Source organism: Paraburkholderia sp. Cpub6, assembly GCF_014201065.1.
GTDB lineage: Bacteria > Pseudomonadota > Gammaproteobacteria > Burkholderiales > Burkholderiaceae > Paraburkholderia > Paraburkholderia tuberum.
The window spans coordinates 1-26,366 of the sequence record NZ_JACHDM010000004.1 but is presented as its reverse complement, the minus strand read 5'-3'; the positions used below and the strand labels follow the sequence as shown (position 1 = coordinate 26,366).

Annotated in this window: 25 protein-coding genes; 11 read left to right on the top strand and 14 right to left on the bottom strand. The window is 61.9% G+C overall.

Annotated features, from left to right (window positions below; all coding sequences use genetic code 11):
• Window positions 1-60 precede the first annotated feature (60 nt).
• The 5 genes from cpaB to HDG33_RS09025 all read right to left on the bottom strand — a co-directional run bounded on the left by cpaB (window position 61) and on the right by HDG33_RS09025 (window position 2,217).
• The gene (gene cpaB, locus HDG33_RS09045; RefSeq protein WP_184024428.1) at window positions 61-885 is read right to left on the bottom strand and encodes a Flp pilus assembly protein CpaB; all 825 of its coding nucleotides are present in this window, start codon (window positions 883-885) and stop codon (window positions 61-63) included.
• A 36-nt stretch (window positions 886-921) separates the two neighbouring features.
• Window positions 922-1,464, bottom strand: a complete 543-nt coding sequence (locus tag HDG33_RS09040) for a prepilin peptidase (RefSeq protein ID WP_184024420.1) — start codon at window positions 1,462-1,464, stop codon at window positions 922-924.
• A 30-nt stretch (window positions 1,465-1,494) separates the two neighbouring features.
• Entirely contained in the window at window positions 1,495-1,665 is a 171-nt protein-coding gene (locus HDG33_RS09035; protein WP_184024399.1) for a Flp family type IVb pilin, read from the bottom strand.
• 68 nt (window positions 1,666-1,733) lie between these two features.
• The gene (locus HDG33_RS09030) at window positions 1,734-1,904 is read right to left on the bottom strand and encodes a Flp family type IVb pilin (RefSeq protein ID WP_184024396.1); all 171 of its coding nucleotides are present in this window, start codon (window positions 1,902-1,904) and stop codon (window positions 1,734-1,736) included.
• A gap of 100 nt (window positions 1,905-2,004) precedes the next feature.
• Window positions 2,005-2,217, bottom strand: coding sequence for a hypothetical protein (locus tag HDG33_RS09025; protein ID WP_184024394.1), 213 nt, complete (start codon window positions 2,215-2,217; stop codon window positions 2,005-2,007).
• A gap of 595 nt (window positions 2,218-2,812) precedes the next feature.
• On the opposite strand from HDG33_RS09025, the gene HDG33_RS09020 reads away from it, so the two are divergent.
• From HDG33_RS09020 to HDG33_RS09005, 4 genes are read left to right on the top strand one after another with little or no spacing between them, the layout of a single operon-like run.
• Window positions 2,813-4,099: a glycosyltransferase family 87 protein gene (locus tag HDG33_RS09020; RefSeq protein ID WP_184024392.1), complete on the top strand. Its 1,287-nt coding sequence runs from the start codon at window positions 2,813-2,815 to the stop codon at window positions 4,097-4,099.
• Window positions 4,100-4,112: 13 nt separating this feature from the next.
• On the top strand, window positions 4,113-5,174 hold the full coding sequence (locus HDG33_RS09015; RefSeq protein ID WP_184024390.1) for a glycosyltransferase family 2 protein: 1,062 nt from the start codon (window positions 4,113-4,115) through the stop codon (window positions 5,172-5,174).
• A 17-nt stretch (window positions 5,175-5,191) separates the two neighbouring features.
• Window positions 5,192-5,941: a bifunctional 2-polyprenyl-6-hydroxyphenol methylase/3-demethylubiquinol 3-O-methyltransferase UbiG gene (locus HDG33_RS09010; protein ID WP_184024388.1), complete on the top strand. Its 750-nt coding sequence runs from the start codon at window positions 5,192-5,194 to the stop codon at window positions 5,939-5,941.
• Complete coding sequence (locus HDG33_RS09005) at window positions 5,938-6,312, top strand: GtrA family protein (RefSeq protein ID WP_184024385.1); 375 nt, start codon at window positions 5,938-5,940, stop codon at window positions 6,310-6,312. Before HDG33_RS09010 ends, HDG33_RS09005 begins: the two co-directional genes overlap by 4 nt.
• A 23-nt stretch (window positions 6,313-6,335) precedes the next feature.
• Here HDG33_RS09005 and HDG33_RS09000 read toward each other — a convergent pair whose 3' ends face one another.
• The 4 genes from HDG33_RS09000 to HDG33_RS08985 all read right to left on the bottom strand — a co-directional run bounded on the left by HDG33_RS09000 (window position 6,336) and on the right by HDG33_RS08985 (window position 10,566).
• Complete coding sequence (locus HDG33_RS09000; RefSeq protein WP_184024383.1) at window positions 6,336-7,571, bottom strand: YbfB/YjiJ family MFS transporter; 1,236 nt, start codon at window positions 7,569-7,571, stop codon at window positions 6,336-6,338.
• Window positions 7,572-7,649: 78 nt separating this feature from the next.
• Window positions 7,650-8,513: a MurR/RpiR family transcriptional regulator gene (locus HDG33_RS08995; protein ID WP_184024380.1), complete on the bottom strand. Its 864-nt coding sequence runs from the start codon at window positions 8,511-8,513 to the stop codon at window positions 7,650-7,652.
• Between the two features lie 94 nt (window positions 8,514-8,607).
• Window positions 8,608-9,690: an ABC transporter ATP-binding protein gene (locus HDG33_RS08990; protein WP_184024375.1), complete on the bottom strand. Its 1,083-nt coding sequence runs from the start codon at window positions 9,688-9,690 to the stop codon at window positions 8,608-8,610.
• A 78-nt stretch (window positions 9,691-9,768) separates the two neighbouring features.
• Window positions 9,769-10,566, bottom strand: a complete 798-nt coding sequence (locus HDG33_RS08985) for an SDR family oxidoreductase (RefSeq protein ID WP_184024373.1) — start codon at window positions 10,564-10,566, stop codon at window positions 9,769-9,771.
• Between the two features lie 319 nt (window positions 10,567-10,885).
• Here HDG33_RS08985 and HDG33_RS08980 point away from each other — a divergent pair, with 319 nt between their 5' ends.
• From HDG33_RS08980 to HDG33_RS08970, 3 genes are all read left to right on the top strand, one after another.
• Window positions 10,886-12,118 carry an ABC transporter substrate-binding protein gene (locus tag HDG33_RS08980; RefSeq protein WP_184024371.1) on the top strand — a complete coding sequence of 411 codons (1,233 nt, stop codon included), beginning with the start codon at window positions 10,886-10,888 and terminating at the stop codon, window positions 12,116-12,118.
• A 161-nt stretch (window positions 12,119-12,279) separates the two neighbouring features.
• Complete coding sequence (locus tag HDG33_RS08975; RefSeq protein ID WP_184024369.1) at window positions 12,280-13,170, top strand: carbohydrate ABC transporter permease; 891 nt, start codon at window positions 12,280-12,282, stop codon at window positions 13,168-13,170.
• The gene (locus HDG33_RS08970) at window positions 13,167-14,018 is read left to right on the top strand and encodes a carbohydrate ABC transporter permease (protein ID WP_184024367.1); all 852 of its coding nucleotides are present in this window, start codon (window positions 13,167-13,169) and stop codon (window positions 14,016-14,018) included. The genes HDG33_RS08975 and HDG33_RS08970 overlap by 4 nt, the downstream gene beginning before the upstream one ends.
• 47 nt (window positions 14,019-14,065) lie before the next feature.
• Here HDG33_RS08970 and HDG33_RS08965 read toward each other — a convergent pair whose 3' ends face one another.
• The 3 genes from HDG33_RS08965 to HDG33_RS08955 form a co-directional block, all read right to left on the bottom strand.
• Window positions 14,066-14,359: a DUF1330 domain-containing protein gene (locus HDG33_RS08965; protein ID WP_018423759.1), complete on the bottom strand. Its 294-nt coding sequence runs from the start codon at window positions 14,357-14,359 to the stop codon at window positions 14,066-14,068.
• Window positions 14,360-15,588: 1,229 nt separating this feature from the next.
• Window positions 15,589-16,896 (bottom strand): MFS transporter, encoded by a 1,308-nt coding sequence (locus HDG33_RS08960; RefSeq protein WP_184024365.1) that lies wholly within the window; start codon window positions 16,894-16,896, stop codon window positions 15,589-15,591.
• Between the two features lie 307 nt (window positions 16,897-17,203).
• Window positions 17,204-17,947 carry a GntR family transcriptional regulator gene (locus HDG33_RS08955; protein ID WP_184024363.1) on the bottom strand — a complete coding sequence of 248 codons (744 nt, stop codon included), beginning with the start codon at window positions 17,945-17,947 and terminating at the stop codon, window positions 17,204-17,206.
• Window positions 17,948-18,090: 143 nt separating this feature from the next.
• Between HDG33_RS08955 and HDG33_RS08950 the strand changes: the two genes are divergently transcribed.
• From HDG33_RS08950 to HDG33_RS08935, 4 genes are read left to right on the top strand one after another with little or no spacing between them, the layout of a single operon-like run.
• The gene (locus tag HDG33_RS08950; protein WP_184024361.1) at window positions 18,091-19,395 is read left to right on the top strand and encodes an MFS transporter; all 1,305 of its coding nucleotides are present in this window, start codon (window positions 18,091-18,093) and stop codon (window positions 19,393-19,395) included.
• Window positions 19,392-20,279 carry an amidohydrolase gene (locus tag HDG33_RS08945; RefSeq protein WP_184024359.1) on the top strand — a complete coding sequence of 296 codons (888 nt, stop codon included), beginning with the start codon at window positions 19,392-19,394 and terminating at the stop codon, window positions 20,277-20,279. Before HDG33_RS08950 ends, HDG33_RS08945 begins: the two co-directional genes overlap by 4 nt.
• Window positions 20,280-20,286: 7 nt before the next feature.
• Entirely contained in the window at window positions 20,287-21,573 is a 1,287-nt protein-coding gene (locus HDG33_RS08940; RefSeq protein WP_184024357.1) for an ATP citrate lyase citrate-binding domain-containing protein, read from the top strand.
• 27 nt (window positions 21,574-21,600) lie between these two features.
• Window positions 21,601-24,300, top strand: a complete 2,700-nt coding sequence (locus HDG33_RS08935) for a CoA-binding protein (protein WP_184024355.1) — start codon at window positions 21,601-21,603, stop codon at window positions 24,298-24,300.
• Window positions 24,301-24,827: 527 nt separating this feature from the next.
• Here the strand turns inward: HDG33_RS08935 and HDG33_RS08930 are convergent.
• Window positions 24,828-25,733 (bottom strand): lipid A biosynthesis lauroyl acyltransferase, encoded by a 906-nt coding sequence (locus HDG33_RS08930; RefSeq protein ID WP_184024353.1) that lies wholly within the window; start codon window positions 25,731-25,733, stop codon window positions 24,828-24,830.
• Between the two features lie 446 nt (window positions 25,734-26,179).
• Window positions 26,180-26,366, bottom strand: a 187-nt coding sequence (locus HDG33_RS36920) for a hypothetical protein (RefSeq protein WP_221311357.1), incomplete at its 5' end; no start/stop codon positions are given.

Sequence of the window (26,366 nt, the reverse complement as noted above, 5' to 3'; positions counted from 1 at the left end):
TTCTGATTCAGATCGCGGCGCCTGACGTGAACTCGCGCAAACCCGCGCGCCGCGACCGCGCTAGAAACATTCGACGCTGCCCGTCACCCCCGACAGCACGCCGACGCAATCGCGCCTGGGCGCCGGACGCGCCGCATAGTGGGTGCGCACCGGATGCACATCGGGCGCCGCCGGCGCCGAAGCCGGCACGTCGAGCAAGGTCAGCTTGGTCGCGCCGCCGGTGCTCGGGGTCTGCTTGTCCACCTGATTGCGCAGCACCAGCGACAGCGTGCCGACGCTGCGCGCGAGGTCGAGCTTCTCGGCCTGCTCGGGCGTCACCTCGAGCGTCACCGCGTTGACCACTTTCGGCGCGGTGTCATCGCGGCTGACCTGCTGCGCGACCGCTAGCACGAGGATCTTTTCGAGCACGATCTTCGAGATGCTTTGCGACGTGTCGGTCTTGTTCGTCTGCTGCGTATTGACGATCACGTCGACGTAGTTGCCCGGCAGCGCGAAGCCCGCGACGCCGACCACGTCGTTCACGCGCACGGTGATCGCGCGATTGCCTTCACCAATCACCGCTGACAAGCCACCCTTCGTGCCCTGCGGCGCGAGCTTCGATTCGAGCACCGGCTCTCCGGGCGCGAGACTCGTCAGCAGCACGCGCCCTTCGAGCGCCTTGCCGTCGGCGAACGCACCGGGCGGCACGCTCGAAGTCGGCCAACTGACCAGGTGGATCAGGTTCTGGTTCAGCGGCTGGCCGAGGCTGATTTCCGACGACGCCACCGCAACCGACGTCACCGCGCCCGACGACGTCTGCAGCAGCCAGCGCGACGCGAAACTCACGGCCGCGAGGCCCGCCAGCACGGCGATCGTCAGCATCACTAAAGCCCGACTGTTTTTCATGGCAACACTCCCGCATCGTTCAGTGGAAACGTCCGGCTATAGCGCGGCCGCGAACAGCATTCCGAGGGTTCCGGCCGCGATCGCGACGCCGTAGGGAATCGACCCGACCGATCCGGACCGCGCATCGATCAGGTTTGTCTGTCCGAGCGGCGCGACGACGAGGCCGCCGAGCAGTTGCCGCAGATTCGCGAGCACGCGCGCGAAGCGGCCGCGGCGCAGCACGATCAGCAGAGACCAGAGCCCGCCGAGCAGAAAAGTGGCAACCGCGATCCGCCAGGTCAGCGCGGGGCCGACCCACGCGCCGATCATCATCAGCAGCTTCACGTCGCCGGCGGCCATGCCGCCCAGCAGATAGAACGGCAACAGCAAAGCGAGGCCGCACGCCGCCCCGATCAACCAGTCGAGCGCGCCGGCGAGCGGCCCGTGAATCGACATCTGCACGGCAAGCGCGACGGCGAGTCCGAGTGAGATCAGGCGATTCGGAATGCGCCGCGCGCTTATGTCCGTGCTCGCGGCCACGATCGCCAGCACGATCACACACAGCGGTACAGGATGTGGCGGCAGAGGTGGCAGCGTCATGATGACCTCGTCAAGGATGATTGAGCCGCGTCAGACCGAGTCAGCGAGATTGTTGAAGATCGCGCTGAGGTTGGTGCCGAGCGTGGTCACGCCGCCGATGATCAGCAGTGCAATCAGGCCGGCGAGCAGGCCGTATTCGATGGCGGTCACACCGTCCTCGTCGTGAATGAAACGTGCTGCGCGAGCAATCAGGTTCTTCATGACAGACCTCCTTTTTCCAGTGGGAAGGGGACGGACGAATCGCGAGGTTCGTCCGTCGACTCGAGGACTCAGACCGAGTCCGCGAGGTTGTTGAAAATCGTCTGCAGATGCTGGCCGAGCGTGGTCACGCCGGTGATGATCAACAGCGCGATCAGGCCGGCGAGCAGCCCATATTCGATGGCGGTCACGCCGTCTTCGTCACGAACGAAACGGGCTGCGGCAGCGATGATGTTCTTCATGATTCGACTCCTCTGGAAGACTAACTAATGGAACCCGTTACCAGGATTGGCGTGGGCGATGGGACTGCGGGTACTGCAGGGAAATGCGGGAAGCTGCTGGCTAGTTTCGCCGCCCGATCAGCGTCGCGCGGTGTTTGATCCGCAAGGTCGCAACGCTGGGCGACACGAACTGAAGGAAACGGGGAAAGTGAAGCGGCAGCTGCCGGGCGAGCCGCAGCATCGCGGCCGCGTGCCGCTGGCGCAGCATGGCCGCACGATGTGCGCCGCACACGGGCCTGGTATCGCCGCGCAGTCGCGTGATCTTCTTGTGCATACGTCCCCCGTCTTTCGTGATTTTTTTCTTGGCGTCGGCTCGAGGCCGGCACTCCGCGCACTCCCTATCGCAAGGACGGGACCAGCTTTGCGAAAACAGCGTAACGACGCGGGTTCGAGCCGACTGGCCCCCAGCCTCGCGCCGTATTCGCGTCCGAAATGTCCGAATGCGCAACGTTTTGCCTGACCCGCCGAACACTTCGCGGATCGCGTAATGCTCCGCCGGGCAAGGCTCGGGATTTTTTTTCCAGGACTTTCCCTACTCCGGTAAAAGACAAATTCCATCGAAAAATCGCCGTTCCCGAAGGGCGCGCCGGTCCAAAGCGTCTCATCGGCGAGACGGCTTGGTGCGTTGGCGCACATAAAGCTGGCCGTTTGGCCCGCTATTTGGCGGAGTCGGCAGTGCGCGGCGCGCGGCCAGGAAAACGCGAGCTTGAAAGTCGCATCAATTTCCGCCAACAATGAGCTGACCGGTTCAGCGCAACGACACGGTTTTTAATTCGATGTCACGCGCCGACACATACAAGACGGAACCTATAAACAGAACGAACGGCGGGTCGATAGACCCGATCCGGATCACGCGGGGGGCGGGGATCATGTACGCATCACAACTACGCATGCGCAGCGGCGACAGCGAGATTTGCGGCTGGCTTACGCCCGAGCGCATCGTCTTCTACTGCTGTGGGATGTGCGTGCTGTACGTGGGGATCATCGCGTTGTGGGCCTATGCGAGCCACGGCTTCTCCGACCCGCGGCTCACGCGTCCCGGTGAGGATTTTTCGATTTTCTGGTCGGCCTCGTATGGACTGCTGCACGGTTCGGCCATGCAGGTCTATGACCATGCGTCGTTCGACAAGCTACAGCGCGCGCTATTCACGAACGTGAGCCGCGACAGCGTGATGCCCTGGCTTTATCCGCCGACGTTCCTCGTGCTGATCGCGCCGCTCGCGCTGTTGCCGCAACTCGTCATGTACTTCGTGTTCGTCGGCGGCGGCATCGCGCTGCTCAGCGGGGGCACGCTGCGCGTGTCGGGCCTTGCCGACAGCTTCAGGGGCTCGCGCTTCGCATGGTTCGTCGTCGCGGCCTCGCCGTGCGTGTTCGTGCCAGCCATCTTCGGCCAGAACTCGCTGCTGACCGCCGGCATCGCCGCGCTCACGCTGCATTGGCTGCGCCGGCATCCGGTACGCGCGGGGCTGTGCCTCGGTCTGCTCGCGATCAAGCCGCAGATGGCCGTGCTGTTTCCGCTCGTGCTGATTGCCGCACGCGCATGGCGCACGCTGGCGGCCGCCGCGTTCAGCGCGGCGCTGTTCGGCGCGTTCAGCGTGCTGATATGCGGCGTGCAATCGGTGCGGCTGTTCTTCGTCAACACCGGCATTGCGCGTGAGACGCTGCTCGAGCAATGCCGCGGTTACTGGCTCGCATCGCCGACCGCGTTCGCGGTGCTGCGCGAGGGCGGTGCGCCGATCGCCGCGGCCTTTGCGGCCCAGGCCTGCGTCGGACTCATCGCCGCGGCAGCCGCATGGCAGGTGTGGCGAAACACACGCGACACGCGGCTGCGCGCGGCGAGTCTCGTCGTCGCCACGCTGCTGACGAACCCCTACGTGTGGCACTACGAACTGGCGTGGCTCGGCATCGCGACGGCCTGCCTGACCGCGCTCGGCAGCGGCGAAGGCTGGCTGCGCGGCGAGCAGAGTGTGATTGCGCTCGCGTGGCTGCTGCCGGTCTATGAACTCTTCAACCGCACGGCCGAGTTGCCGCAGATCGGCCCGATCGTTCTGCTGCTGGTGCTGCTGATCGTCGTGCGCCGCGTGCGCGTGATGGACGAAGAACGCGGCGAGCGCACCACCCTCGCCTATTCGCACGCGGTTCGAATCATTCGATAAACGGGGAAGCGTCATGCCAACTTATACAACCACGCCGCTGATCTCACTCGTCGTGCCGTTCTACAACGAGCAGGACGCGGTGGAACGCTTCTTCGCGGCGGTCGTGCCGGTGCTGGAATCGATCGACGGCACGCGCTTCGAGATCGTCTGCATCAACGATGGCAGCAGCGATGCGACGCTCGATCGGCTGATCGCGCAGAGCGGCCGCGACCGGCGCATTCGCGTGATCGACCTGACGCGCAACTTCGGCAAGGAAGCGGCGCTGACCGCCGGCATCGACGAAGCGTTCGGCGATGCGGTGATTCCGATCGACGCGGACCTGCAGGACCCGCCGAGCCTGATCCCGGTGATGGTCGAGCATTGGCTCGCGGGCGCCGAAGTGGTTGCGGCCAAACGCACGAACCGCCTGTGCGATACGTTCGCCAAACGCACGGCGGCCGCGCTCTACTATCGGGTGCACAACGCGCTGTCCGAAGTGAAGCTGCCGGAGAATGTCGGCGACTTCAGGCTGATCGATCGGCAGGTGGTCAACGCGCTGCGCAGCCTGCCGGAGCGCCGTCGCTTCATGAAAGGCCTGTTCGCGTGGGTCGGCTACCGCACCGTGATCGTCGAATACGAACGCGAGCCGCGCAGCGCCGGTCACTCGAAGTTCTCCGGCTGGCGGCTGTGGAACTTCGCCCTCGAAGGCATCACGAGCTTCAGCACGGTACCGTTGCGCAGCTGGACTTATATCGGACTGTCGATCGCGACACTCGCGTTCGTCTACGGCGGGTTCGTGATCGGCCGCACGCTGTGGTCGGGCAATCCGGTGCCCGGTTACGCGTCCACGATCTCGGTGATGCTGTTCATGGGCGGCATCGAGCTGATCGGCATCGGCGTGATCGGCGAATACGTCGGCCGGATTTACTACGAGTCGAAGGAACGGCCCGTTTATCTGGTGCGGCGTCGCTATCAGGCGAAGAGCAAGGTCAGCATGTTGCCGGGCGTGCGTCAGGATGCCCGCGCGGCGCACGTGGCGCGCGTCGAACTGACACGCAGGCGTGCCGCGCCGCGGTTTCGCGTAGTCGGCCACTGAAAGCGGAGGAGTCCACCATGTCTCCCGATGCCTACCTCGAAATGGCCGAGACCGAAGCCGGGCACTGGTGGTTTCGCGCGCGGCGCGACGTGCTGCGCACGCTGCTCGAACGGCTCGCGTTACCGCGTCGCGCACGCGTGCTCGAAGTGGGCTCCGGCACCGGCGGCAACCTCGACATGCTGGCCGGCTTCGGCGCCGTCAGCGGCCTCGAGATGGACCCGACCGCTCGGGCGCTGAGCGCGCGCAAGACCGGCAACCAGTTCGACATCCGCGCGGGCCACTGCCCCGACGACGTGCCGTTCAACGGCGAACGCTTCGACCTGATCTGTTTCTTCGACTGCCTCGAACATATCGTCGACGACGCCGGCTCGCTCGCGCGCATGCGCGACCTGTTGACGCCGGGAGGCCGCATCATCGTGACGGTGCCGGCCGGACAAAGTCTCTGGAGTGCTCACGACGTTTTCCTGCACCACTACCGCCGCTATAGCCGCGGCTCGCTGATGCGCTGCGCGGCCGTGGCCGGCTACGAAGTCGAACGCATCAGCTATTTCAACACGCTGCTGTATCCGGTCGCGGTGGCCGCGCGCTGGGCCGACCGGCTGCTGCGTCGCAAACATTCGAGCGGCGACGCGATCCCGCCGTTGCTGCTCAACGCGGCGCTGTACCGCATCTTCAGCGCCGAGCGCCACTGGCTCGCGCATGCGCCGCTGCCTTATGGCGTATCGCTGTTCGCGATCCTGCGCAAGCGCGAGGGAGCGTCGCGATGATGCTGGTCGAACGGGTCAGGCTGATGCGCTTTGGCGCGAGCGGCGTCATCGCGACCGGCCTGCATGTATGCATTGCGCTGACGCTGATCGCGGACGCCGGCATGTCGCCGCCGTGGGCCAACGCGATCGCGTTCACCTGGGCGACGGCGGCCTCTTATCTGTTGAACACGTTCTGGAGTTTTTCTGCGCTGCCTGCGTTGATGAACGCTGGGCGGTTCGTGGTCGTGTCGCTGGGCGGCCTGACGTCGACCGCGCTCGTATCGCACCTGACGCAGCTTGCGGGCGGCCCGCCCGCGCTCGGCATCGCGCTAGTCGTGTGCGTGGTGCCGCCGCTCACGTTCGTCGCGCATCGGTGCTGGACGTATCGCTGAATACGAAGCACGCACAAGGCGACTCACGTCGCGCGCAACGCCTTCTGACACGCCGCGAGTACCGCGCCGGCCGCCAGCAGCAGCGCCGAATACACGAGCCCGCGTGCGAGCCCGGCGCCATCCGACACCCAGCCGATCACGACCGGCCCGACGATCTGCCCGAACGCGAACACGATCGTGAAGGCGCTGATGCCCTTCGCCCAGTGGCTCACGGGGAGATTGTGGCGCACGAACGCGGTCGTCGACGCGACCGCCGACAGGAACGTCGCGCCGAACAGCGCGCCTGAAACGAACGCGACCCACGGCTGCGTGAAGAGCGCGGGCAGCAGCGTCGCGATCGCCAGCAGCGCGTTGAGCAGGGCGAGCGCCTGGCCCCCGCGCATGCGATCGAGCAGCGTCGACCAGATCCGCGCCGACACCACGGTCGCCGCGCCGAGCAGTAGATAGAAACCGGTGACGACCGCCGCGCTCATGCCGGCGTTGCGCAGCAGCGCGACGATGAACGTCATGTAGCCGATATAGCCGACGCCGAACAGTCCGTAGCCCGCGAGCGCGGCCGCGAAGTGCGGCCAGCCCGGGGCAGGGGTGGCGGCGGCTGCATGCGCCGCAGCCGCCGCGCTCGAGTACGCGCGCTCGATTCTGCGCGACGCGCCGATCGCGACCGCGGCGAACAGCGCGCAGGCCGCCGCGAGCGCGAACCACGCGAATTGCCAGCCGTGGGCGGAATCAAGGATCGCCACCGGCACCAGCACCGACGACGCGACGATCCCCCAGCCGGTACCGCCGTAATACAGACCGAGCACGAGCCCCGCGTCGCGCGGTCGCGCCGACGCGAGCCGCGCCGCAAGCACGCCGCCGCCGATGAAGATCGCCGCGCTGCTCGCACCGGTGATCACGCGCAGCGTCAGCAGCGCATGCGTGCTGGCGGTGAGGCCGCTGCCGGCCATCAGCAGTGCGGTCAGCATGCAACCGGCCGCGAACAGCGCGCCGGCCGACCAGCGGCGCGCGAGGCGCGGAAACACGAGCGCGCCGAGCAGATAGCCGAGCGCGTTGGCGGTGTTCATCGCGCCGGCCTGCGCGAAGCTCCAGCCGAGGTCGAGTTTCATCGACGGCAACAGCAGCGCGTACGCGAAGCGCGCGAAGCCGAGCGCTGTCGCGCTGCCGAGCGATAGCGCGGCGGCCAGCAGCAGGGTCGGCACACGTTCGACAGTGGTCGTTGATGGGGCGTGCGATGCGGTGTCGGCGGAACGGGAGGACATGGGCGGACGGACGTAAACGGGAACGCTGCGAGCCGATTCTACCTGGAGCGACGACGAAAGTCGCGGAATGTGCGCGCCTTACCCGCCCGCCCCTTCCGGCTCATGCGGCGCGAGCCGCGCCTTTGCGTGGCGCATCTTTTCCAGCGTCTCGGGCCCGGCCTTCAGCGCGACGCCGATCGCGAGCGCATCCATGATGCACAGATGCACGAGCCGCGACACGCCCGGCGTGTTCGGATCGATCGGGCTCGCCACGCGCAGCAGCAGCGGAATATCGACGAGCCATGCGAGTCGCGAGCCGACGTTGGTCAGCGCGATCGTCGTCGCGCCGCGCTCCTTCGCGATCTGGATGCTTTCATTCACTTCGACGCTGCGCCCCGAATGCGAGATCGCAAACGCGACGTCGCCCGGCTCCATCAGACCCGCGTATAGACGCTGCAAATGACCATCGGTAAACGCGGCCGCCGCGATGTCGATGCGCAGAAAACGCAGCGCCGCGTCCTGCGCGACGAGCCCCGAGCCTGAGCCCACGCCGAAGAAAAACACGCGCCGGGCGCTCGAAAGCGCCGCGATCGCGCTTTCGACCACGGCAGGATCGAGCGCGCCGCGCGCATGCGTGATGCCGTCGATCGCCGCTTCGCCGACCTTGTCCATCAAGGTCTGCACGTCGTCGTCGCGCGCGACCGCGGTCGATGCATACGGCAGCCCGCCCGCGACGCTCTGCGCGAGCTGCATCTTGAAGTCGCGCAGACCGTGCGCACCGATCGCGCGGCAAAAACGCGTGACGGAAGGCTCGGACACATCGGCGCGCTGCGCGAGTTCGGTGATGCTCGCGCGCATCGCGAAGTCGACGTCGGCGAGCACCATGTCGGCGACCTTGCGCTCGGCGGGCCGCAGACTCGCGAGTGCGCTGCGGATGTGGGGAATCAAGTTCGGTGCGGACACCCGGTGTTCCTTAGGGGCTGTTTCATATGGATCCGCGTCGCTCGCAGCTTGTTCGGCTTCAATCGGCCTGATCAAAGTTCAAGCCGCACGCGGTTCAGACCAGCCTGCGTCCACTCTCCGTATCGAACAGATGGATGTGTTCGGCCGGCAGACGCAGCGCGACACGCTGACCGGGCTCGATCTTCGAGCGCTCGCGCGTGGTCACGCACCACGAAGCGCCGCCTATTTTCCCGTACAGGTGCGTTTCGGCGCCAGTTGGCTCGATCACTTCGACGTCGAGCGCGGCATCCGGTATCTGCGTCGTGATCTCGATGTGCTCGGGCCGCACGCCGAGCGTGGCCTTCGCACCGACCACGGCCGACGCAGGCGTGCGTTCGAGCGCGACCTCGCTGCCGTCCGCGAGCTTCAATGCGAGGCCCGCACCCTGCGTGCGATTGACGATCACGCCCTCGGCGAAATTCATCGACGGCGAGCCGAGGAAGCTCGCGACGAACAGATTCGCCGGCCGGTCATAGAGTTCGAGCGGACGGCCGATCTGCTCGATACGTCCCGCGTTCATCACGACGATGCGATCGGCCATCGTCATCGCTTCGATCTGATCGTGGGTGACGTAGATCACCGTGTTCTTCAAGCGCTGATGCAGGGCCTTGATTTCGGTGCGCATCTGCACGCGCAGCTTTGCGTCGAGATTCGACAGCGGTTCGTCGAACAGGAACAGCGACGGCTCGCGCACCACCGCGCGGCCCATCGCCACGCGTTGCCGCTGACCGCCCGACAATGCGCGCGGCAAGCGGTCCAGATAGTCACTGAGGTTCAGCATCTTCGCGGCCGCATCGATGCGCGGCTTGAATTTCTCCGAGGATTCCTTGCGGATTCTCGGACCGAACGCGATGTTTTCATACACCGACAGATGCGGATACAGCGCGTAGCTCTGGAACACCATCGAGATGTTGCGCTGCTGCGGCGCGAGCGTATTCGCGCGCGTGCCGCCGATCATCAGATCGCCGCCGCTGATTTCCTCGAGCCCGGCCACCATCCGCATCAGCGTGCTCTTGCCGCAGCCCGACGGACCGACCAGCACGACGAACTCGCCGTCGTCGATGTCGAGATCGATGCCGTGCACGACCTGGGTGTCGCCATAGCGTTTGAAGATGCCGCTCAGTTGCACTGCTGCCATGCTGTCCTCATTGTCTTGCTGTGTGTTGTATTGCCGATGTTGTATTGCCGGTGCCGTAGTGCACGCGCCGCACGCGGCTCAGAACGACTCGAGCGTCAGCTCCTGCGCCATCAGGCGGTTGCCCGCCATCAAGCCGCCGTCGACCGGCAACGCGACGCCGGTGATCACGCGCGCTTGCGGCGATGCGAGGAACAGCACCGCATCGGCGATGTCGTCGGGCGTCGCGAAGTCGCGCAACGGGTACCACTTCTTCAGTTCCTCGAACACCTGCGGCTTCTTCTCGACACGCGCCTGCCACGCCTGCGTCTTCACAGTGCCCGGACACACGATGTTCGCGCGAATGCCAAAGCGGCCCAGCTCGAGCGCGAGCGCCTTCGTGTAGCTGATCAGGCCGGCCTTCGCGGCGCTATATGCCGGATGACCGAGCGCGGCGAGACCGTTCACCGAGCCGATCAGCACGAGCGCGCCGCGCTGCCGTTCGATCATCGACGCGCGCACCGCCTCCACCGTGTGATACGTGCCGTTCAGGTTCAGATGGATGTCGCGCTGCCAGCTTGCGGCGTCGGTGGTCGCGAGCGACGCGCCGAGCGCCGCGCCCGCGTTCGCGACCAGCACGTCGACCGGTCCACGCTGCGCGACCGCCGCGGCCACCGCGTGCTGCACCGCAGCGGCGTCGCCGAGATCGACCGCGACCGGCACGACCTGGTCCGCGCCCTGTTGCGCGCCCCGTTGCGCGCCGAGTCGCGCGCTCAACGATTGCAGCGCGGTAGCGTCGATGTCGAGCGCGAGCACGGTGTCACCCGCCTCGACGAAGCGCTCGCATAACACGCTGCCAATACCGCCGCATGCGCCCGTTACCAATACGACACGATCCATGTGTTCCTCGCTCGTTGGCCTGGCCGTTTCGGCCGTCTTGCCGGCGCCGGCCGCCACTCGGCTCGCGCTACGCGCAACGCTGTAAATTTCCTACATATCGAACCCGCGACGGCTGCCGGCCATCCCGAAGAGTGGGTTTCCATCCCCGTCGCGCCGTGCAGAATACCCCATGCTTTACAGCATCTTATGCACAAAACAGCCCGAAAAAAAATATCGCAGACCCTACGTGACAAGCTATTTTGCGTCATGTAGGATTTTTTCAAACAATTTACCCAAGGCGGCCGGCGACGGCAGCAAACCACCCACAGGAGAGAGAAAAATGTCGTTGCATGCCCGTGCTTCCCTCGCGCTAGGCAAAGTCGCCGTGGCGCTCGCGTTTGCAGGTATCGCCGTCTCGGCCCATGCCGAGACGGTCCGCGTGACGGTCGCTCACTACAGCGACGCGACCGCGCCGTACTTCGAGAAAATGGCCCGCAACTTCGAGAAGGCCAACCCCGGCACGACCATCAAGATCGAAGACGTGAACTGGGACACGCTGCAACAGAAGCTGCAAACGGACATCTCCGGCGGCGCCAACGCGGACCTCGCGATCGTCGGCACACGCTGGCTGCTCGACTTCGTGAAGGACGACGTCGCCGAGCCGCTCGACGGCTATATGGACGCGAATTTCAAGGCCCGCTTCATCGGTCCGTTCCTCGCGCCTGGCCAGATCAACGGCAAGACCTACGGCCTGCCGATCGCCGCTTCCGCGCGCGCGCTGTACTACAACAAGGATCTGCTCGCGAAGGTCGGCTACCCCGACGGCCCGAAGACCTGGAATGAAGTGATCGATGCATCGAAGAAGCTGAAGGCGCAAGGCATCGCCGGCTTCGGTCTGCAAGGCAAGGAAATCGAAACCGACGTCTACTTTTACTACGCGCTATGGACGATGGGCGGCGACGTGGTCGGCAAGGACGGCAAGGCCGCGTTCAATTCGCCGGCGGGCGTGAAGGCCGCGACGATGTACAAGCAGATGATCGACCAGGGTCTCACGCAACCGGGCGTCACCGGCTATAGCCGCGAGGACGTGCAGAACCTGTTCAAGCAGGGCCGCGTCGCGATGGTGATCTCCGCGCCGTTCCTCGCCAAGCAGATCAAGAAGGAAGCGCCGAACCTGAAGTACGGCATCGATCCGCTGCCGATGGGCACGACGCACGCCACCTACGCGGTCACCGACTCGATCGTGATGTTCAAGAACTCGAAGGTGAAGAAGACCGCGTGGAAGTTCCTCGACTATCTGTTCACGAAGGAACCGCGCGTCGAGTTCACGACGACCGAAGGCTTCCTGCCGACCACGAAGGCAGAAGCGACCGACCCGGCGTTCAACGATCCGGACGTCAAGGCATTCATCGCGTTGCTGCCCACGGCTCACTTTGCGCCGACCGTGACCGGCTGGGAAGACACCGCGAAGGCCGTGACCGACGCGATGCAGGCGATCTACCTGAACAAGGCGCAACCGGCGGAAGCGTTGAATGCGGCCGCTGCGCAGGCGAACAAGTCGCTCGGTCACTGATACGCGGCTTTTGACAGTAACGAGACGAACAGGGGACGCGCGGCGCCGTAGCTCAAGCGCCGCGCCACTCCCACATTGAGCCTATGCAGCACGATGCACCCTCCGGCCCATTCCGTCGTGCCCGCCGCCAGAGAGCGGGCGCGTCTTACGATCGAGCACGCATGAGCCGTTCCGTTTCTTCGCGCGCGCAGGCGCCCTGGTTGCTGATTGCGCCGAGCCTCGTGCTCGCGCTGTTCATCATCAGCTATCCGATTTTCAACATCGTGTGGCAATCGCTGCATGAGGTATCGCGCTTCGGCGCGATCCGCGACTTCACCGGCGCGCAGAACTTCATCAACGTGTTTGAGGACCCGGTGTTTCTCGCTTCGGTACGCCGCACGATCATCTGGACCGTGTGCGTGGTGGGCGGCACGGTGCTGATCTCGGTACCTGTCGCACTGATTCTGAACCAGGAGTTTCACGGCCGCGGCGTGGCGCGCACGATCGTGATGCTGCCGTGGTCCGTCTCTTTGACGATGACCGCCGTCGTCTGGCGCTGGGCCTTCAACGACGACTACGGCATGGTCAATGTCACGCTGCAGCGGCTCGGCCTGATCGGCGGGCCGATTCACTGGCTCGCGACGCCCGAGTTCGCGTTCCCCGTCGAAATCGCGGTCGGCATTCTGGTGTCGATTCCGTTCACGGTGACGATTTTTCTTGGCGGCCTGTCTTCGGTGCCAGGCGATATCTACGAAGCCGCGCGTATCGACGGCGCGAGCGCCTGGCAGCAGTTCCGTCAATTGACGATGCCGCTGCTGCGCCCGTTCATCAACATGGCGATCCTGCTGAACGTGATCTACGTGTTCAACTCGTTTCCGATCATCTGGGTGATGACGCAAGGCGGCCCCGACAACAGCACGCACATCCTCGTCACCTACCTGTACGAACTCGGCTTCCGGCTCGGACGGCCCGGCGAAGCGGCCGCCGTTTCGCTGATCATGCTCGTGATGCTGTTCGTGTTCTCGATCGCTTATCTGCGTCTGCAACGCGCGAAAGAAGGAGTGCCATCATGAGTCTGAGCGCGAAAACGAAACGCTCGCTGTGGTGCTGGATCGCGCTGACGCCGCTCGTGATCGTCATCCTGTTTCCGTTCGCGGTGATGTTCTTCACCGCGGTCAAACCGGCCTCGGAGATCTTCGTCTATCCGGCGCGCTGGCTGCCGGTGCAGTGGCAGTGGCGCAATTTCATCGACATGTGGGACGCGGCCAACTTCGGCGTCGCGCTGCGCAACAGCACGATCATCAGTTTCCTGTCCACCGCGCTCGCACTCGCGGTGAGCCTGCCCGCCGCTTACGCGCTCGCGCGCTTCCCGTTTCGCGGACGCGGCCTGTATCGGCAGTTCCTGCTCGTCACGCAGATGCTGTCGCCGATCCTGCTGGTGGTCGGCCTATTCCGGCTCGCGGCGATGATTCCGTGGGGCGACGGCAACCTGGTCGATTCGAGGATCGGCGTGATCGTGTCGTACGCGGCGTTCAATATCGCGTTCGCGGTGTGGATGCTGTCGTCGTACTTTCAGACCGTGCCGCAGGATCTCGAGGAATCCGCGTGGCTCGAAGGCTGCAGCCGCACGCGCGCGGTGTTCAAGGTGTTTCTGCCGCTCGCGGTGCCGGCGATCGTCGTGACCGCCATCTTCACGTTCATCAATGCGTGGAACGAGTTCGCGATCGTCTATACGCTGATCCGCTCGCCGGAAAACAAGACGCTGACCGTGCAGGTGACCGATATGGTCGCGGGCAAGTACGTGGTCGAATGGCATCTGGTGATGGCCGCGACCTTGTGCGCGACGTTGCCGGTTTCGATCGTGTTTGCGTGGTTGCAGCGTTATATGGTGAAGGGGCTCGCGCTCGGCGCGGTGAAGTGAGTGACTGCGCGGCGCGCGCCGCGCAGTGTTCGCTTGCGGGTCGTGCGTCAGTCGGTGCCGCGCACGATGCGCAGATCGCGTTCGACGCCATCGCCCAATGCGGCCAGCGCCTTCTTGTACTCCTCGCTTTCGTAAGCGGCGACGGCCGCCTCGTACGTCGGGAACTCGATTACGACCGTGCGCTCCTTGAGGCCCTGCTCGCGCGCCTCGTCCGCCACGCCTCGCACGAGGAACTTGCCGCCCGCCGCCGCCACCGCGGCCGGGGCCAGTTGCGCATATGCGGCCAGTTTCTGCGGATCGTTCGTCTTGCGGTACGACGACACCCAATAACCTTTGCTCATTCGAATCTCCTTGTGTGATGGACCAACGCGAGACTAAAGCGGACCTAAGCAGTCGCGGTCTTACATAGTAGCAAAGCGGGCTGGCTCGCGATGCCGAGCGGTACCGCGCCGCCGCGCGCCACGACCTGGACAGCATCTGCCACCACCAGCACTTGATCGCGCATAACGGGAAGTGTCTCTTTCAGCATCGCCAAAACGATTTAGCCATTAAACGTTTTGTGCACTAGGCTTGCCTTTGCACACTTCAAGCGATGGACCAAAGGAGACAACGAATGAGCGAGCGATACGAGTCGTTTTGTGCATGCTGCGGCGGTCCCGACCACCGGGCGATGAGCCGACGGACTCGCCATGCCGCCGGCGTTCGCCGCGGACACACCGGCCGTGCCCACGATTGCTTATGACTCGATTGCCAACCCCGTACGTTTGCCGAACGACAGGTACTTCGGCGATTGTGGGGGGTGAAGCTTTGATACTTTTAGACCTCCCACGGGTTTCGTTTCATGTTTATTCACGAAGTGGACTGATTTGGTTTTTATGGTTTGGGGGAGATTATCGACATCATTTCATGATGTGAAATCGCGGCTCGTTAAATTACAATCTGCAATAAAACTCTCTCGTCGAGGTTTTTGCACCCAGCACCCTTGGCGCTAACCAGAGAATGCTAACGCGCGCACTCGGCAAGCTACTTGCTGTGTTGACGCCGGCTATCGACCTATGGGAACCCGGCTGTTGATATGGGGCTGATCTGGTGCCGTTGGCGTATCGAGGCCTCAGCGTGCCGTTCTGGATAGAAGTGGATGCACGCTGTTTGCCAGCTAGTCGGCCATTGCCGACGGTGGCCGCCGAAGAACGTGCGGCAGGTCGAGATCGGCTTAGCCGACATTCGCGACCCGGTACCGGCGAATGTCAGCATTCGTTGAATGTCAGCATTCGTTATTGGCGAATGAGTCTTGTCGACCCCGAAGAGACATTCAGCTAACTCGTAAGCGGTCGTTCACCTCGTACAAACGATGGGGTTACAGGCGTACAACCCGTCATATATCGGAAGAAGCACAAAGGGCGACGAGCGCTCGATTTGAGCCTTGCTCCGGAACTGCCTCCAGCCAGCCCGGATGGCTTTAACCGTTCGCGATGTTGAACCGCACTCAGCCTGCAACCAGTCGAAAAGTGCGGCTCGAATAAGTGCACGTTGCATCTGTGCAAAGAGCTCAGGCGTGTCAGCGCTCTCGTCAAAGCGGAACCGTTGACGATGCAAGCGCCGCCTTGCGATGCCCACCGACTGTCCACGCAATCGCGGTACCGATTGCGAGAGCTAACAGGCATGCAGTCGGAACGAGCATTGGTGCAACATGACTGTTGGTTACCTTGCCAACGTACGGCATGAGGTTCTGTCCGAAGAACCCTCCAAGGTTTCCAATGCAGTTGATGGCAGCGACACTTGCCGCGGCTCGAGCGCCAGAAAAGAAGCGTGGTGGGAGCGACCAGAAGCAAGGGTACAGCAGAGGAATACAAGCTCCGCCCAGACACAGAGCAATAAAGCGCAACGACACGGTCGGCAACACGAGGCTCGATGCAAAGCATACGACACCGATGCCGGCGACTATGGCCATTGCTTTTAACACCACCTGTTCACGTTTGAGCTTTCCGGGAAGCCAAAGCAGGAGAAGAGCCGCGAGTGCCCACGGAATCATGTTAAGCAGGCCATTGACGCTCGACGAAACGCCCCAACTCTTAACCAACGTAGGCAGCCAGTACGTAACGCCGTAGAGCGACGTCGACATCAGCATGTAGGTTGCTGCGAACATGAGAACCTTCGGGTCAAGCAATGCCGCCCATGGCCGGGACTCCTTTGCTTCCGGGGACGCTTCGCGCACAAGCGCTGCGACCACAATGTCCTTCTCATCCTGGGAAAGGAAGTTCGCTTCCTTGACGGAGCTCGGTAGATATTTAAGCGCTACGAAGGCAATCAGTATTGCCGGAAGACCGGTGGCAAGGAAGACCCATTGCCAACCCGCCAGTCCCAGTGTTCCGCCCAAGGAAAGGAGCAGCCCTCCGACCAGCGCGCCAAGCATGTTTGCCAGCGAACTGCCGAGGGTAAAAAGGCCAAGCACACGTGTCCGGTAGCTTTGAGGAAACCACTGCGTCAGGTAGTAAATGACGCCTGGATAAAAGCCGGCTTCAGCAACGCCCAGCGCAAACCGAAACGAGTAAAAAGCTGGCAGGGACCTGGTGAACGCCATTAGCACTGTAACGACGCCCCACGTAATCATGATGCGAGCGAGCCACGTCCGGGCTCCAAACCGATGTAGCGCCAGTGTGCTGGGCACCTCGAACAGCAGGTAGCCAATGAAAAACAGCGATGCTCCAAGGCCATACGCGGCTTCCGTCATGCCGAGTGCCTGAACCATTTCCAGTTTCGCGAAGCCGACGTTCTGCCGGTCGATGAATGCGATGAGAAACATGACAATCAGCAGCGGCATCAGCCGCCATGCCATTTTCTTCATTACCTGCTGCTCACGTGTTACGGACGTAGACATGTTCGCTCCAAGTTCCATGCCCGCTGCCGCTCGACTGGCGTTTCAAAAACGGTCAGTCAGACGAAAACAAGCAGATTGATATAGTCATGTATATGTTTGTATGTTTGAGGTCGGGCTGCAATGAGGTATAACCCGGACGAGCGCATGCAAGCGAGCTGCGGCCGCAGCTGGCGACCGGTGATGTATTCGGCGAACGAGGTGTAGAGCCTGAAAGTCGCGGGAAAAATGCGACTTGCCGGGTGACAGAGAGTCAGTTCGCGTTGTCGGTCCCTATGACGGCACCGAACGCGGCAAGGGAGTCGCGTTGTCAGCGAATATCGACCTGATACTGGAACGCTGCAGCAGCACCACGCGTGGTGCGCCATTCAATAGGCGTCCCGGCGAAATCGGATGCCACACGGTGCACAAGGATTACCGGGCTGCCAACGTCGATATGCAAGAGCGCTGCATCAGCGTCCGTCGCCTGTTCGACGTTCAGAATCTCGGTTGCGGATGCGACGATTTGGCGGCAAAGCCGCTCGTAGAGCGGATAAAGCAAATCTTCGAAGCCACCAAGGGGCAGAGTCGCCAGCGCTTCGAAACGGCTTCGTGGCAGCCATATTTCTTCCGACAAAACCGGTTGTCCCTCAATCAGTCGTACCCGCGAGAGATGAACAGCCTTCTCGGTCGCCTTCATCCGCAAGGTTGAGCGAATCGTGTCGTTTGGCTTGACGACCTCGCGGCTGAGCACCTTCGCCGTCGGTCGGACCGGCTTCCCGTCAGCTGACTTGAATCGGAAGAAGCGGAACAACGACGAATCAAAGCGCGGGCGGCGGACAAACGTCCCTTTTCCCTGGGTGCGGGTGAGTACCCCGTCAGCCACCAACAAATCAATGGCTTTCCGAAGGGTTCCGGTCGACACGTTGTAGAACTGGCTAAGTTCCGCCTCTGTGTCGATTGCCTTTTCTGGCGCCCATTCGCCCTCCGCGATGCGGCGCACCAGGTCATCGCGTAGCTGCTGGTATCGGGGCAATCGACCGTCTGGCTTGGCCGAGAACGATTGCATATCCATGATTCATATAGTTGTTCACAGGAATAGTCACTGTACAACATCTGCAGGAACAAGGGTAAATCCCCAATGACTTCTTCGTAAAGGCGCCTAGACTAAACATATAGTCATATACATGAATATATGAATTTACCTTGGAGACGGCGATGTTCACCTGGTACAAGCAAGGTACACCTCTCGAACGAAACACCTTCTGGGGATGTTTCGCGGGTTGGGGCCTCGATGCCCTCGATGTGCAGATGTTTACCCTGGCAATCCCCGCAATCATCGCAGCGTACGGCATCGACCACACGCAGGCGGGCGCAATCAGCGGCGTGACACTGGTGTCATCGGCGATGGGCGGCTGGTTAGCGGGCGCCTTGTCCGACAGGATTGGTCGGGTGCGGACGCTGCAGATTACGATTCTCTGGTTTGCCAGCTTCACGTTCCTCTGCGCCTTCGCCCAGAGTTTTCCTCAACTACTGGTCCTGAAGGCCCTGCAAGGGTTCGGGTTCGGCGGAGAGTGGGCTGCAGGCGCCGTGTTGATGGCTGAGACCATCCGGACGGAACACCGCGGCAAGGCCATGGGCGCGGTACAGAGCGCCTGGGCCGTCGGCTGGGCCGGCGCAGTGCTGTTGTATGCCGCAGCTTTTTCGTGGTTGCCGTCAGACACGGCGTGGCGTGTCATGTTCGGTGTTGGCCTGCTGCCCGCGCTTCTCGTCCTTTACGTCCGCCGCAATCTCCGCGAACCTGTGCGCGTTGAGCCGTCTCGCGCTGAACCAGCTGTTTCTTGGTGGGAGCAAATCGCGCAAGTATTCCAGCCGCGCGTCATCAAGACCACCGTTATCGGCGCGGTTCTGGGCACAGGCGCCCACGGCGGGTACTACGCCATCATGACCTGGTTGCCGACCTTTCTCTCCAAGGAAAGACATCTGTCAGTCCTCAACACCGGCGGGTATCTGGCGGTTGTTATCGTGGCTTTCTGGTGCGGCTGTATGGCGAGTGCTTACCTGCTCGACCGTATCGGACGCCGGCGCAACATCGCATTCTTTGCATTTTCTTGCATCGTCACCGTGCTCGCCTACGTGATGCTTCCATTGAGCAACACGCAGACGCTTGTTCTGGGCTTCCCGCTAGGCTTTTTCGCCGCCGGCATCCCGGCCAGCCTGGGCGCACTTTTCAACGAACTCTATCCTGCGGACATGCGCGGAACAGGCGTCGGCTTTTGCTACAACTTCGGTCGCATCGCCTCGGCGGGTTTCCCTGTGCTGGTCGGATATATGAGTCATTCGATGTCGCTGGGAGCAGCGATTGGTATCGATGCCGCAATTGCGTACGGGCTGGCGATGGTTGCCGTGTTGCTGCTTCCCGAAACGCGCGGCAAGCGATTGCGGCCGGCCGGCGTCGAGCAGGCTTCACAACCGGTCGCCGACGCCGAATTAGCGCTTGACCATCCCCGGAGCCAGCGATGACCCAGGCACCATCCATCGCGCGGCCACGGCTGCCGCGCGTTGACACGCACGCGCACGTGTTTGCCAGGACGCTGCCGCTCGCGGACGGACGGCGCTACGCACCCGACTACGACGCAACCCTGGACGCCTACCGGAAGCTTCTGGACGAGAACGATATTGGCAATGCCGTCCTTGTCCAGCCAAGCTTTCTCGGCACCGATAACAGCCATCTTTTAAAGGCGCTGACCAGAGACATAAGCCGGCTGCGCGGTGTGGCAGTCGTGTCCCCCGAAATTTCAGAAGACGACCTGGTGCGGCTGTACTGCCAGGGTGTGACGGGCGTGCGTCTCAACCTTGTCGGGCAGACGCTCCCCGACCTCAGCACCGCCCCGTACGTGATGCTTTGGCGGCAGTTATCAAAACTAGGCTGGCATGTTGAGTTGCACAGGGAGGCGTCGGACCTGGCGCCGCTCGTCAGCACTTTGCTGGATGTGGGCTTGCCAGTCGTCGTTGACCATTTTGGCCGCCCTGACCCGGACAGCGGCACTCGCGACCCGGGGTTTCACGACCTGTTGGAGTTTGGCCCATCTGGCCGCGTGTGGGTCAAGCTTTCGGGCGCCTATCGGTGCTCGGAGCCGGACTCGAGTTTCATGCGCGATGCCACGGACCAGCTCTTAGACGCATTTGGCGCCGAACGTCTGATGTGGGGTAGCGACTGGCCACACACGCAGTTTGAACATGCGACGGCCTACAGCCAGACGCTTGGCGCGTTGCTGGACTTACATCTTGCGCCCGCGATTGTCGAGGCAATCCTGTGCTCAACCCCGCACTCGTTTTACGGGTTCGACAAAGACCCCGTGAGGGATATTGTCCCGACGACACCGACTTCCCAACTCACTTCCTGAGGTCATCATGCAAGTCACCGGTATGTTGCACGGCGCCAGATTGCTGCAGTTCGTGGGCTTTCCGACGCCCGAGATTCTGGGTCCGGACGCCAGCGAAGAGCAGATTCGAGCGATGCTGAAAAAGCACGGGATGATTTTCATCAAGCCGGTTTTCAAGGGCGGCGTTGGCAAAAAGGGCAAGGCCGGTCTGATTGGCCGTGCAACTGACCTGACGACCGCCTTGAAGGAGAAGGAGCGCCTTTACTTCGTCGAGCATCACGTCGCCAACACCGTTTCAAAAGCCAACGGCGTGACGTTTGAGGCGGGAGTGCCTGCCGAGTATGAGGTCTACTTCTCGATTACCGACTCGACACATTTCCGCGCGCCCACCATGACGCTTACGCACCACGGTGGCGTCGACATCGAGGAACTGGACAAGTCGCAAGTTGTGCAGATTCCGTTTGACCCGCTCACCGGGCTCAAGGCGTTCGTCGTGGCGAACGCGCTTTCGACGCTGGGCGCACCCAAGCAGATTATCTCGCCGCTTGTACAGCACCTCCCCAAGTTGTGGGAGCTCTACCACGGGTTCGGAATGACGACCCTTGAACTCAATCCAATCCGGATGCGCGAGGATAGCAAGGGAAGGCTGACACCCATCGCCTGTGACTTCAAATGCGGTTTCGACCGTGACGACCCGCGCTGGCAGCGCCTTGACCTGCCCGCGCATCTCTTCGCAGTCGACTATTCAGACTTCGAACAGGAAATCAACCAGCTTCGCACGTATCAGGGGCAGAGCGACGTCTACGTCATTAACGCGAAGGGCAGCATTCTCGCTCCGACGTTCGGTGGCGGCGCGAACTCCCTTGTCACGCAAATGCTCGGAGACGACGCCATCATCTCGTCAGACTTCGGCGGCAACCCACCCTACGAAAAGATGAAGGAAGTCGCCCGCATCTGCTTCAAGCACTGGATTGAGCAGAGCAATGTGCTGTTCATCATTGGTGGAAAGTCGAACAACACGGACATTTTCGAAACATTTCGCGCAATGGCCGACGCGTTACGCGAGCACTTCAGTCTGCACGGCCCGACGCCGCTCTATGTGGTGGTCGGCCGTGGCGGTCCGAATCTGGTTCGCGGAATGGGAGCGTTGCGCGACACGCTCGATTCGCTGGGATTGCCGTACACCTTCTTCGGCTTTGACTCGGACATGAGCGAGGTGGTCCTGTACGCGAAAGAGGTGGACCAATGGATGAAAGCAGGCGGCCGTGAGCAGATTGCCGCGAAGCTGGGAATCTCGTTCAAACAGACTGCCTGAGCGTCTCATCGACTGAGGAGTATCACTATGTACAAGCAGGGCATTGGCGAATTTAAATACTTCGTAGGAATTAGTTCGTTATCCCAAGTTGCAACAAAGGACGACCGCGTTTGCGTGCTCAACATTCTGGGCGGCGAGTCGAGCGATGTCACGCCCGTCGGTCATGCCTATTCCGGTGGCAATGTGGTATTTGGCACGGCTCCGGGAAAGCGCGGCCAGGTACTGGAAACGGCACTTGGAAGCGTGCCGGTCTACAACAACGTTCTCGAAGGACTGAACGATGGCCACAGGTTCAACTGCGGCGTCATCTACCTCCCTCCTTCCGCTGCACGAGATGGCGTGGCCGAGCTTATCCGCGTCAACCCGGAACTGACGAAGATTTTCATCGTCACCGAAAAGCTGGCCGTCAGTGACTCCCGCGAAATCCGCGCGATGGGTCAGTCCAACGGCATCGACATTTTTGGCGGCAACAGCCTCGGCGTAGCTGACGCCTGGAACCAGGTGCGTATCGGCGGAGCGCTGGGCGGCGACAATCCTGAAGAGGCATTGCGACGCGGCTCAATTGCATTGTTCTCGAACTCGGGCAACTTCACAACGACCATTGCAACCTACCTGCGGATGGCCGGATGGGGTACGACAACAGCCATTTCAAGTGGCAAAGACGTCTACATTCAATTCGCGGCGCCCGAGTTCGCTGCGGCCCTGGCAAACGACGCGCGAAGCAAGGCGGCCGTTCTTTATGTCGAACCGGGCGGATACTATGAGCTCGACGCCAACTTCACAAAACCGGTGGTTGCGTGCGTCGTGGGGCGCTGGAAGGCGAAGCTGACCCGCGCAGTGGGACACGCGGGTGCCATGTCCGGAGGCGCGGACGACGCCGCATCGAAAGAACAGTGGTTTCTCGATAAATTCGGGGTATCGAGCGTGTTCACACCGGACAATCCGGTCGTGTCGGCAAAGGGCGCTCTTGTCACGAACATCGCGCACATACCCGCCGCTCTGACGGCTGTGATGCGTGAAAACGCCTGTCGGCCCGATTTCGAGCCTGAGGGCAACCTTGCTTTGAAGCCGTGGTTTAGCAGTCACCGCGGATTGAGCCTGCCGCAGGCGCTCGATTTGCCTGTCGTGCAGGCCACAGCCCCATACGATGCCCAGATTGCCGCGCTCGACAAACAGGTTGGAGCTGTACCACCGCGACAGTCGATGAAGGACGCTTCTGGCGCGTCGCAGATGGACCCGAAGTCGCAGGTGACCAGTCTGTACGGTGTTTCGATGCTTGATGCGGCGCAGTACCCCCTTGAGACAAACGTAAGCCTTGCGCTGCTGCACGAACCCGGCGGGATGAACGACCGCGCGCTAATCAATGTCGCTGTGAGTGTGTTCCTGAACCTGTATGGCCATCCTGCGCTCGCGGCGGCGCAGGCTGCACGGGATGCCGGTAATGCACCGAACACTGTTCTTGCCGCCGCTGCGAGCATTATCGGGCCGCGCGGGCAAGTCGGGCCCCGCCAGGCGGTCCGCGCTCTAATCGACGCCTTCGCTGCGGTGAGGCTTGAGAACGCGACGGACGAAAATTTCGACTTTTCTCGCGCCCAAGTCAGCGACTTAAGCCTGTTCGTCGGCAGCGAACCTGATTTGCGGGCTCGCGCAATCCTGGACGGACTCAACGCCCGCGACGTGAAGTCGACGTTCGTGCGATATATCGAAAGCCTGCCTGGCGAACCGACTACTGACGCCGTACTGGCGGCCATTTGCGCGACGCTCGCATGGGGACCGCTAATGCGCAAACGCATTTCGCGCCTTTCGGCCGAGAGCCTTCCCTGGTGGATACAGCTGTTCGGTTCTTTAATCGGAGCGTCGGTGCCGTCGGATCAGCACTGCCCGGACAGCTTCTGCGGCGTCGAAACGAAAGCAATCCTGGAGCAGCGGTCGCTTGGTGAAACCGCCTTCAGCGCGTTGTTTGGATTGTCGCCAGGCACGAGCGACTTGTTTTCCTTCCAATTGCTGGTCGGTCTGCTGCTGTCAAATGGACCCGGAACGATTTCCGCGCAGGGTGCAAAAGGTGCGGTCTCTGCTGACGGTCCCGAAGACCCCGAACGCGTCCAGCTCAACAAGGCGTTAATCGGCTTCCTGACGCACAGCGGTTATACACACGGCGGAAATGGATTCGAGGGAATTGCATTTTTGCTCGACCAGTTCAGGGATAGTGGACTGACTGACCCGGGCGACCCGGCTCACGGGCTCGATCTGAAAGCACTGGCGATGATGTACGTGGAAAGTTATGCCAAATACAAATCGAGCAAAAAAACGAGCGGCAGCCTCGACATTCAGAAGATTCCCGGCGTGAATCATCCGGTGTTTAAGGACAAGCCGGTCAACCACGATCCACGTGAAGTGTTCGTTCGGCAGTTGTTCGCCGAGCGTGACGAATATAACATCTTCCACGACTTCTATCGGACGTTGGTGCAAAGTCTGTTCGACGCCGGGGTTTCGCGAAACGTCTACTGCGTCAACGTCGACGCGGTGATTGCCGCGTTGCTGCTCAAGATGCTCTGGCAGCCATATCGTGACGGAACCTATTCCCGCAACGCCTTGGAGACGGCCGCCTTCACTATATTTCTATACCCCCGCATGCTCGGTTGCGCGGCTGAAATCGACGACCATATGAACCGCGGAAGGAACATGGATACGCGGACACCCGCGTCGGAGTGCCGTTTCGTCGCGTAGGGGGATGACCCGGCAGCGCTAGACGTCCTTCTACGCTGCCGGGCTTACGCTCACATCTGTCTGACGTCCCTAAGTTGCGGCGGTCAAACCGGTTCACTGCCTCTGATGTGTGCTGTACCCGGACCAAGGACATGCGCAAATCCGAACGGCAGGTTTAACGCGAACAGTCAGCAATTTCATCATTGACGTCTTCTGCCTGGCGGAAAGGAAGCTGCGTCAAGACCATCGTCTCGGCTCGTCGATTGTTGACGATCTAGGTCTTGTTAGCGAATGACCGAATTTGGCCGATAGCACCAGTTCAATGAACGTTCCGAAGAACTGCCGTTGAAAACTTCAACGGCGGCTTAGGGGCGGCCTCTGTGAGCGAGTACAGTCGGCCACGAACGGCCATACGCTCGAGCATTCGGACAGACACTCAAACGTCCGGTCCACTCAGATAGCGGACCTATGCCTGTCAGTCGAGCTCATTGCGTTACCTCACGGAAGCACACAACCAGGAACGGTCGCATGCCTTACGGACGGTGTGCTCAGTACACACCTGGCACGCCCGGTGGACGATTCTTGAAGCGTCGATGCACCCAGTAATATTGCTCTGGGCACCGATTGATCTGCGTTTCAAGAAATTCATTCATTCGGCGCGCGTCGATCGTCTCACTTTCTGAAGGAAAGTCGCTGAGCGGCTCGAAGATGGTCAGCTTATACCCGCGGTAGTCGGGCAATACTTCAGTCACGAATGGTACAACCCGCGCATGGGCCAGTCGAGCAAGGCGCGAAACCGAAGTGAGTGTGCACGCGGGGACGCCAAAAAACGGCACAAAAACGGAGTTGTGTATGCCGTGATCCATGTCAGCAGCCAGCATGACTGGTTTGCCTGAACGAAGTAAGCCGACGATCTTTCTGGCGCTTGTCGAACGTTCAATCATCTCGGCGCCAAATCTGCCGCGTTGCCGCTTGGCTAGACTGCAAAGGCGCGCGTTCGACATGCGTGTATATAGTGAGGCGGCGGGCACGCGCGTTGAGTAGAGTATGCAGCCGACCTCGATGCTCACGAAATGGAAGCCAAGAAAGATGGTCGGCGAAGCGTTCCTGTCTTCCAGATCGATTCGACTTTCGATGTGGACCAGCTTTCGTATCCTCTGCGCGCTGCCGAACCATTGAATGCCTCGTTCGAGATAGCTTCGAACGACGTGGCGAAAATGGTTTCTGGCAAGGTCGTCGTACTCGCACTCGCTTTTGCCCGGAAAACAGAGACGCAGATTGACGAGAGCGATATGTTTTCGGGAGCTTGGAAGTGCATATAACATTGCCCCAAGCGCGCTGCCGAACCTTGCGACGAGCGTGTAGGGAAGGACTGCGAAGACGCGCAGCAGCACTACAATCAAGACATAGCCTAATCGCCCCAAGAACCTCCCCCGCTCGCGAGAATCACTCATCGCGACACGGAAAAATACGAATACTTACTGATGTATAACAAAATTCGAGATCCTGGTGGCATAGCATGGCGATGGCAGAGGAGTATCGCACGTACTGCGTTGTGACGGGCTACCCAGGTGGACGCTAGGGGTTCTCGGTTCTCCCTGGCGAAAACGACTGCGTATGGGCGGCAAGCGCCTGCACCGCGGATGCACCACCAGGCGGCCGTTCTACTTTGAAAGCCGCCGCCGAGTCCGCATTGGGGCGAAGGGCAGATCCGGGTCGACCTTCGCCTGTCAGCGAGCCGACGAGCCACCGTTCAGCAGTTGATAACACCGGCGAATGTGATTGACGTGTAGAACGGTCTCCAGGCATGGGGCGCTAAAATTGTACGTAGCATTGGTCCGTTCCGTGGAACCGATTGCCCCATCCCGATCTATCAACGGCAGGCAACCATGAACACTCACTACGCGTGTTTCGTTCGTCCGGCGCTGGCTGCAATTTGCGTGGCTTCCCTCGCAACGCTCGCCGCTTGCGGCGGAAACGCCTGTATCGGCCTCGACAGTTGCGGGGGCGGAAACGTGACGCCAACCGTCGCTATATCCGGCACGGCCGCCACCGGTAGTGCGGTCGCCAGCGCGACGGTCAGCTTC

Excerpts from the sequence above, each read along its gene's own strand:
- HDG33_RS08945 (WP_184024359.1), top strand. The coding sequence starts at position 19,392 with ATGACCCAGGCACCATCCATCGCGCGGCCACGGCTGCCGCGCGTTGAC.
- HDG33_RS09030 (WP_184024396.1), bottom strand. The coding sequence starts at position 1,904 with ATGAAGAACATCATCGCTGCCGCAGCCCGTTTCGTTCGTGACGAAGAC.
- HDG33_RS08960 (WP_184024365.1), bottom strand. The coding sequence starts at position 16,896 with ATGTCTACGTCCGTAACACGTGAGCAGCAGGTAATGAAGAAAATGGCA.
- HDG33_RS08935 (WP_184024355.1), top strand. The coding sequence starts at position 21,601 with ATGTACAAGCAGGGCATTGGCGAATTTAAATACTTCGTAGGAATTAGT.
- HDG33_RS08975 (WP_184024369.1), top strand. The coding sequence starts at position 12,280 with ATGAGCCGTTCCGTTTCTTCGCGCGCGCAGGCGCCCTGGTTGCTGATT.
- HDG33_RS08990 (WP_184024375.1), bottom strand. The coding sequence starts at position 9,690 with ATGGCAGCAGTGCAACTGAGCGGCATCTTCAAACGCTATGGCGACACC.
- HDG33_RS09010 (WP_184024388.1), top strand. The coding sequence starts at position 5,192 with ATGTCTCCCGATGCCTACCTCGAAATGGCCGAGACCGAAGCCGGGCAC.
- HDG33_RS09040 (WP_184024420.1), bottom strand. The coding sequence starts at position 1,464 with ATGACGCTGCCACCTCTGCCGCCACATCCTGTACCGCTGTGTGTGATC.
- HDG33_RS08940 (WP_184024357.1), top strand. The coding sequence starts at position 20,287 with ATGCAAGTCACCGGTATGTTGCACGGCGCCAGATTGCTGCAGTTCGTG.
- HDG33_RS08980 (WP_184024371.1), top strand. The coding sequence starts at position 10,886 with ATGTCGTTGCATGCCCGTGCTTCCCTCGCGCTAGGCAAAGTCGCCGTG.
- HDG33_RS09015 (WP_184024390.1), top strand. The coding sequence starts at position 4,113 with ATGCCAACTTATACAACCACGCCGCTGATCTCACTCGTCGTGCCGTTC.
- cpaB (WP_184024428.1), bottom strand. The coding sequence starts at position 885 with ATGAAAAACAGTCGGGCTTTAGTGATGCTGACGATCGCCGTGCTGGCG.
- HDG33_RS09035 (WP_184024399.1), bottom strand. The coding sequence starts at position 1,665 with ATGAAGAACCTGATTGCTCGCGCAGCACGTTTCATTCACGACGAGGAC.
- HDG33_RS09020 (WP_184024392.1), top strand. The coding sequence starts at position 2,813 with ATGTACGCATCACAACTACGCATGCGCAGCGGCGACAGCGAGATTTGC.
- HDG33_RS08970 (WP_184024367.1), top strand. The coding sequence starts at position 13,167 with ATGAGTCTGAGCGCGAAAACGAAACGCTCGCTGTGGTGCTGGATCGCG.
- HDG33_RS09000 (WP_184024383.1), bottom strand. The coding sequence starts at position 7,571 with ATGTCCTCCCGTTCCGCCGACACCGCATCGCACGCCCCATCAACGACC.
- HDG33_RS08930 (WP_184024353.1), bottom strand. The coding sequence starts at position 25,733 with ATGAGTGATTCTCGCGAGCGGGGGAGGTTCTTGGGGCGATTAGGCTAT.
- HDG33_RS08965 (WP_018423759.1), bottom strand. The coding sequence starts at position 14,359 with ATGAGCAAAGGTTATTGGGTGTCGTCGTACCGCAAGACGAACGATCCG.
- HDG33_RS08950 (WP_184024361.1), top strand. The coding sequence starts at position 18,091 with ATGTTCACCTGGTACAAGCAAGGTACACCTCTCGAACGAAACACCTTC.
- HDG33_RS08955 (WP_184024363.1), bottom strand. The coding sequence starts at position 17,947 with ATGGATATGCAATCGTTCTCGGCCAAGCCAGACGGTCGATTGCCCCGA.
- HDG33_RS09005 (WP_184024385.1), top strand. The coding sequence starts at position 5,938 with ATGATGCTGGTCGAACGGGTCAGGCTGATGCGCTTTGGCGCGAGCGGC.
- HDG33_RS08985 (WP_184024373.1), bottom strand. The coding sequence starts at position 10,566 with ATGGATCGTGTCGTATTGGTAACGGGCGCATGCGGCGGTATTGGCAGC.
- HDG33_RS09025 (WP_184024394.1), bottom strand. The coding sequence starts at position 2,217 with ATGCACAAGAAGATCACGCGACTGCGCGGCGATACCAGGCCCGTGTGC.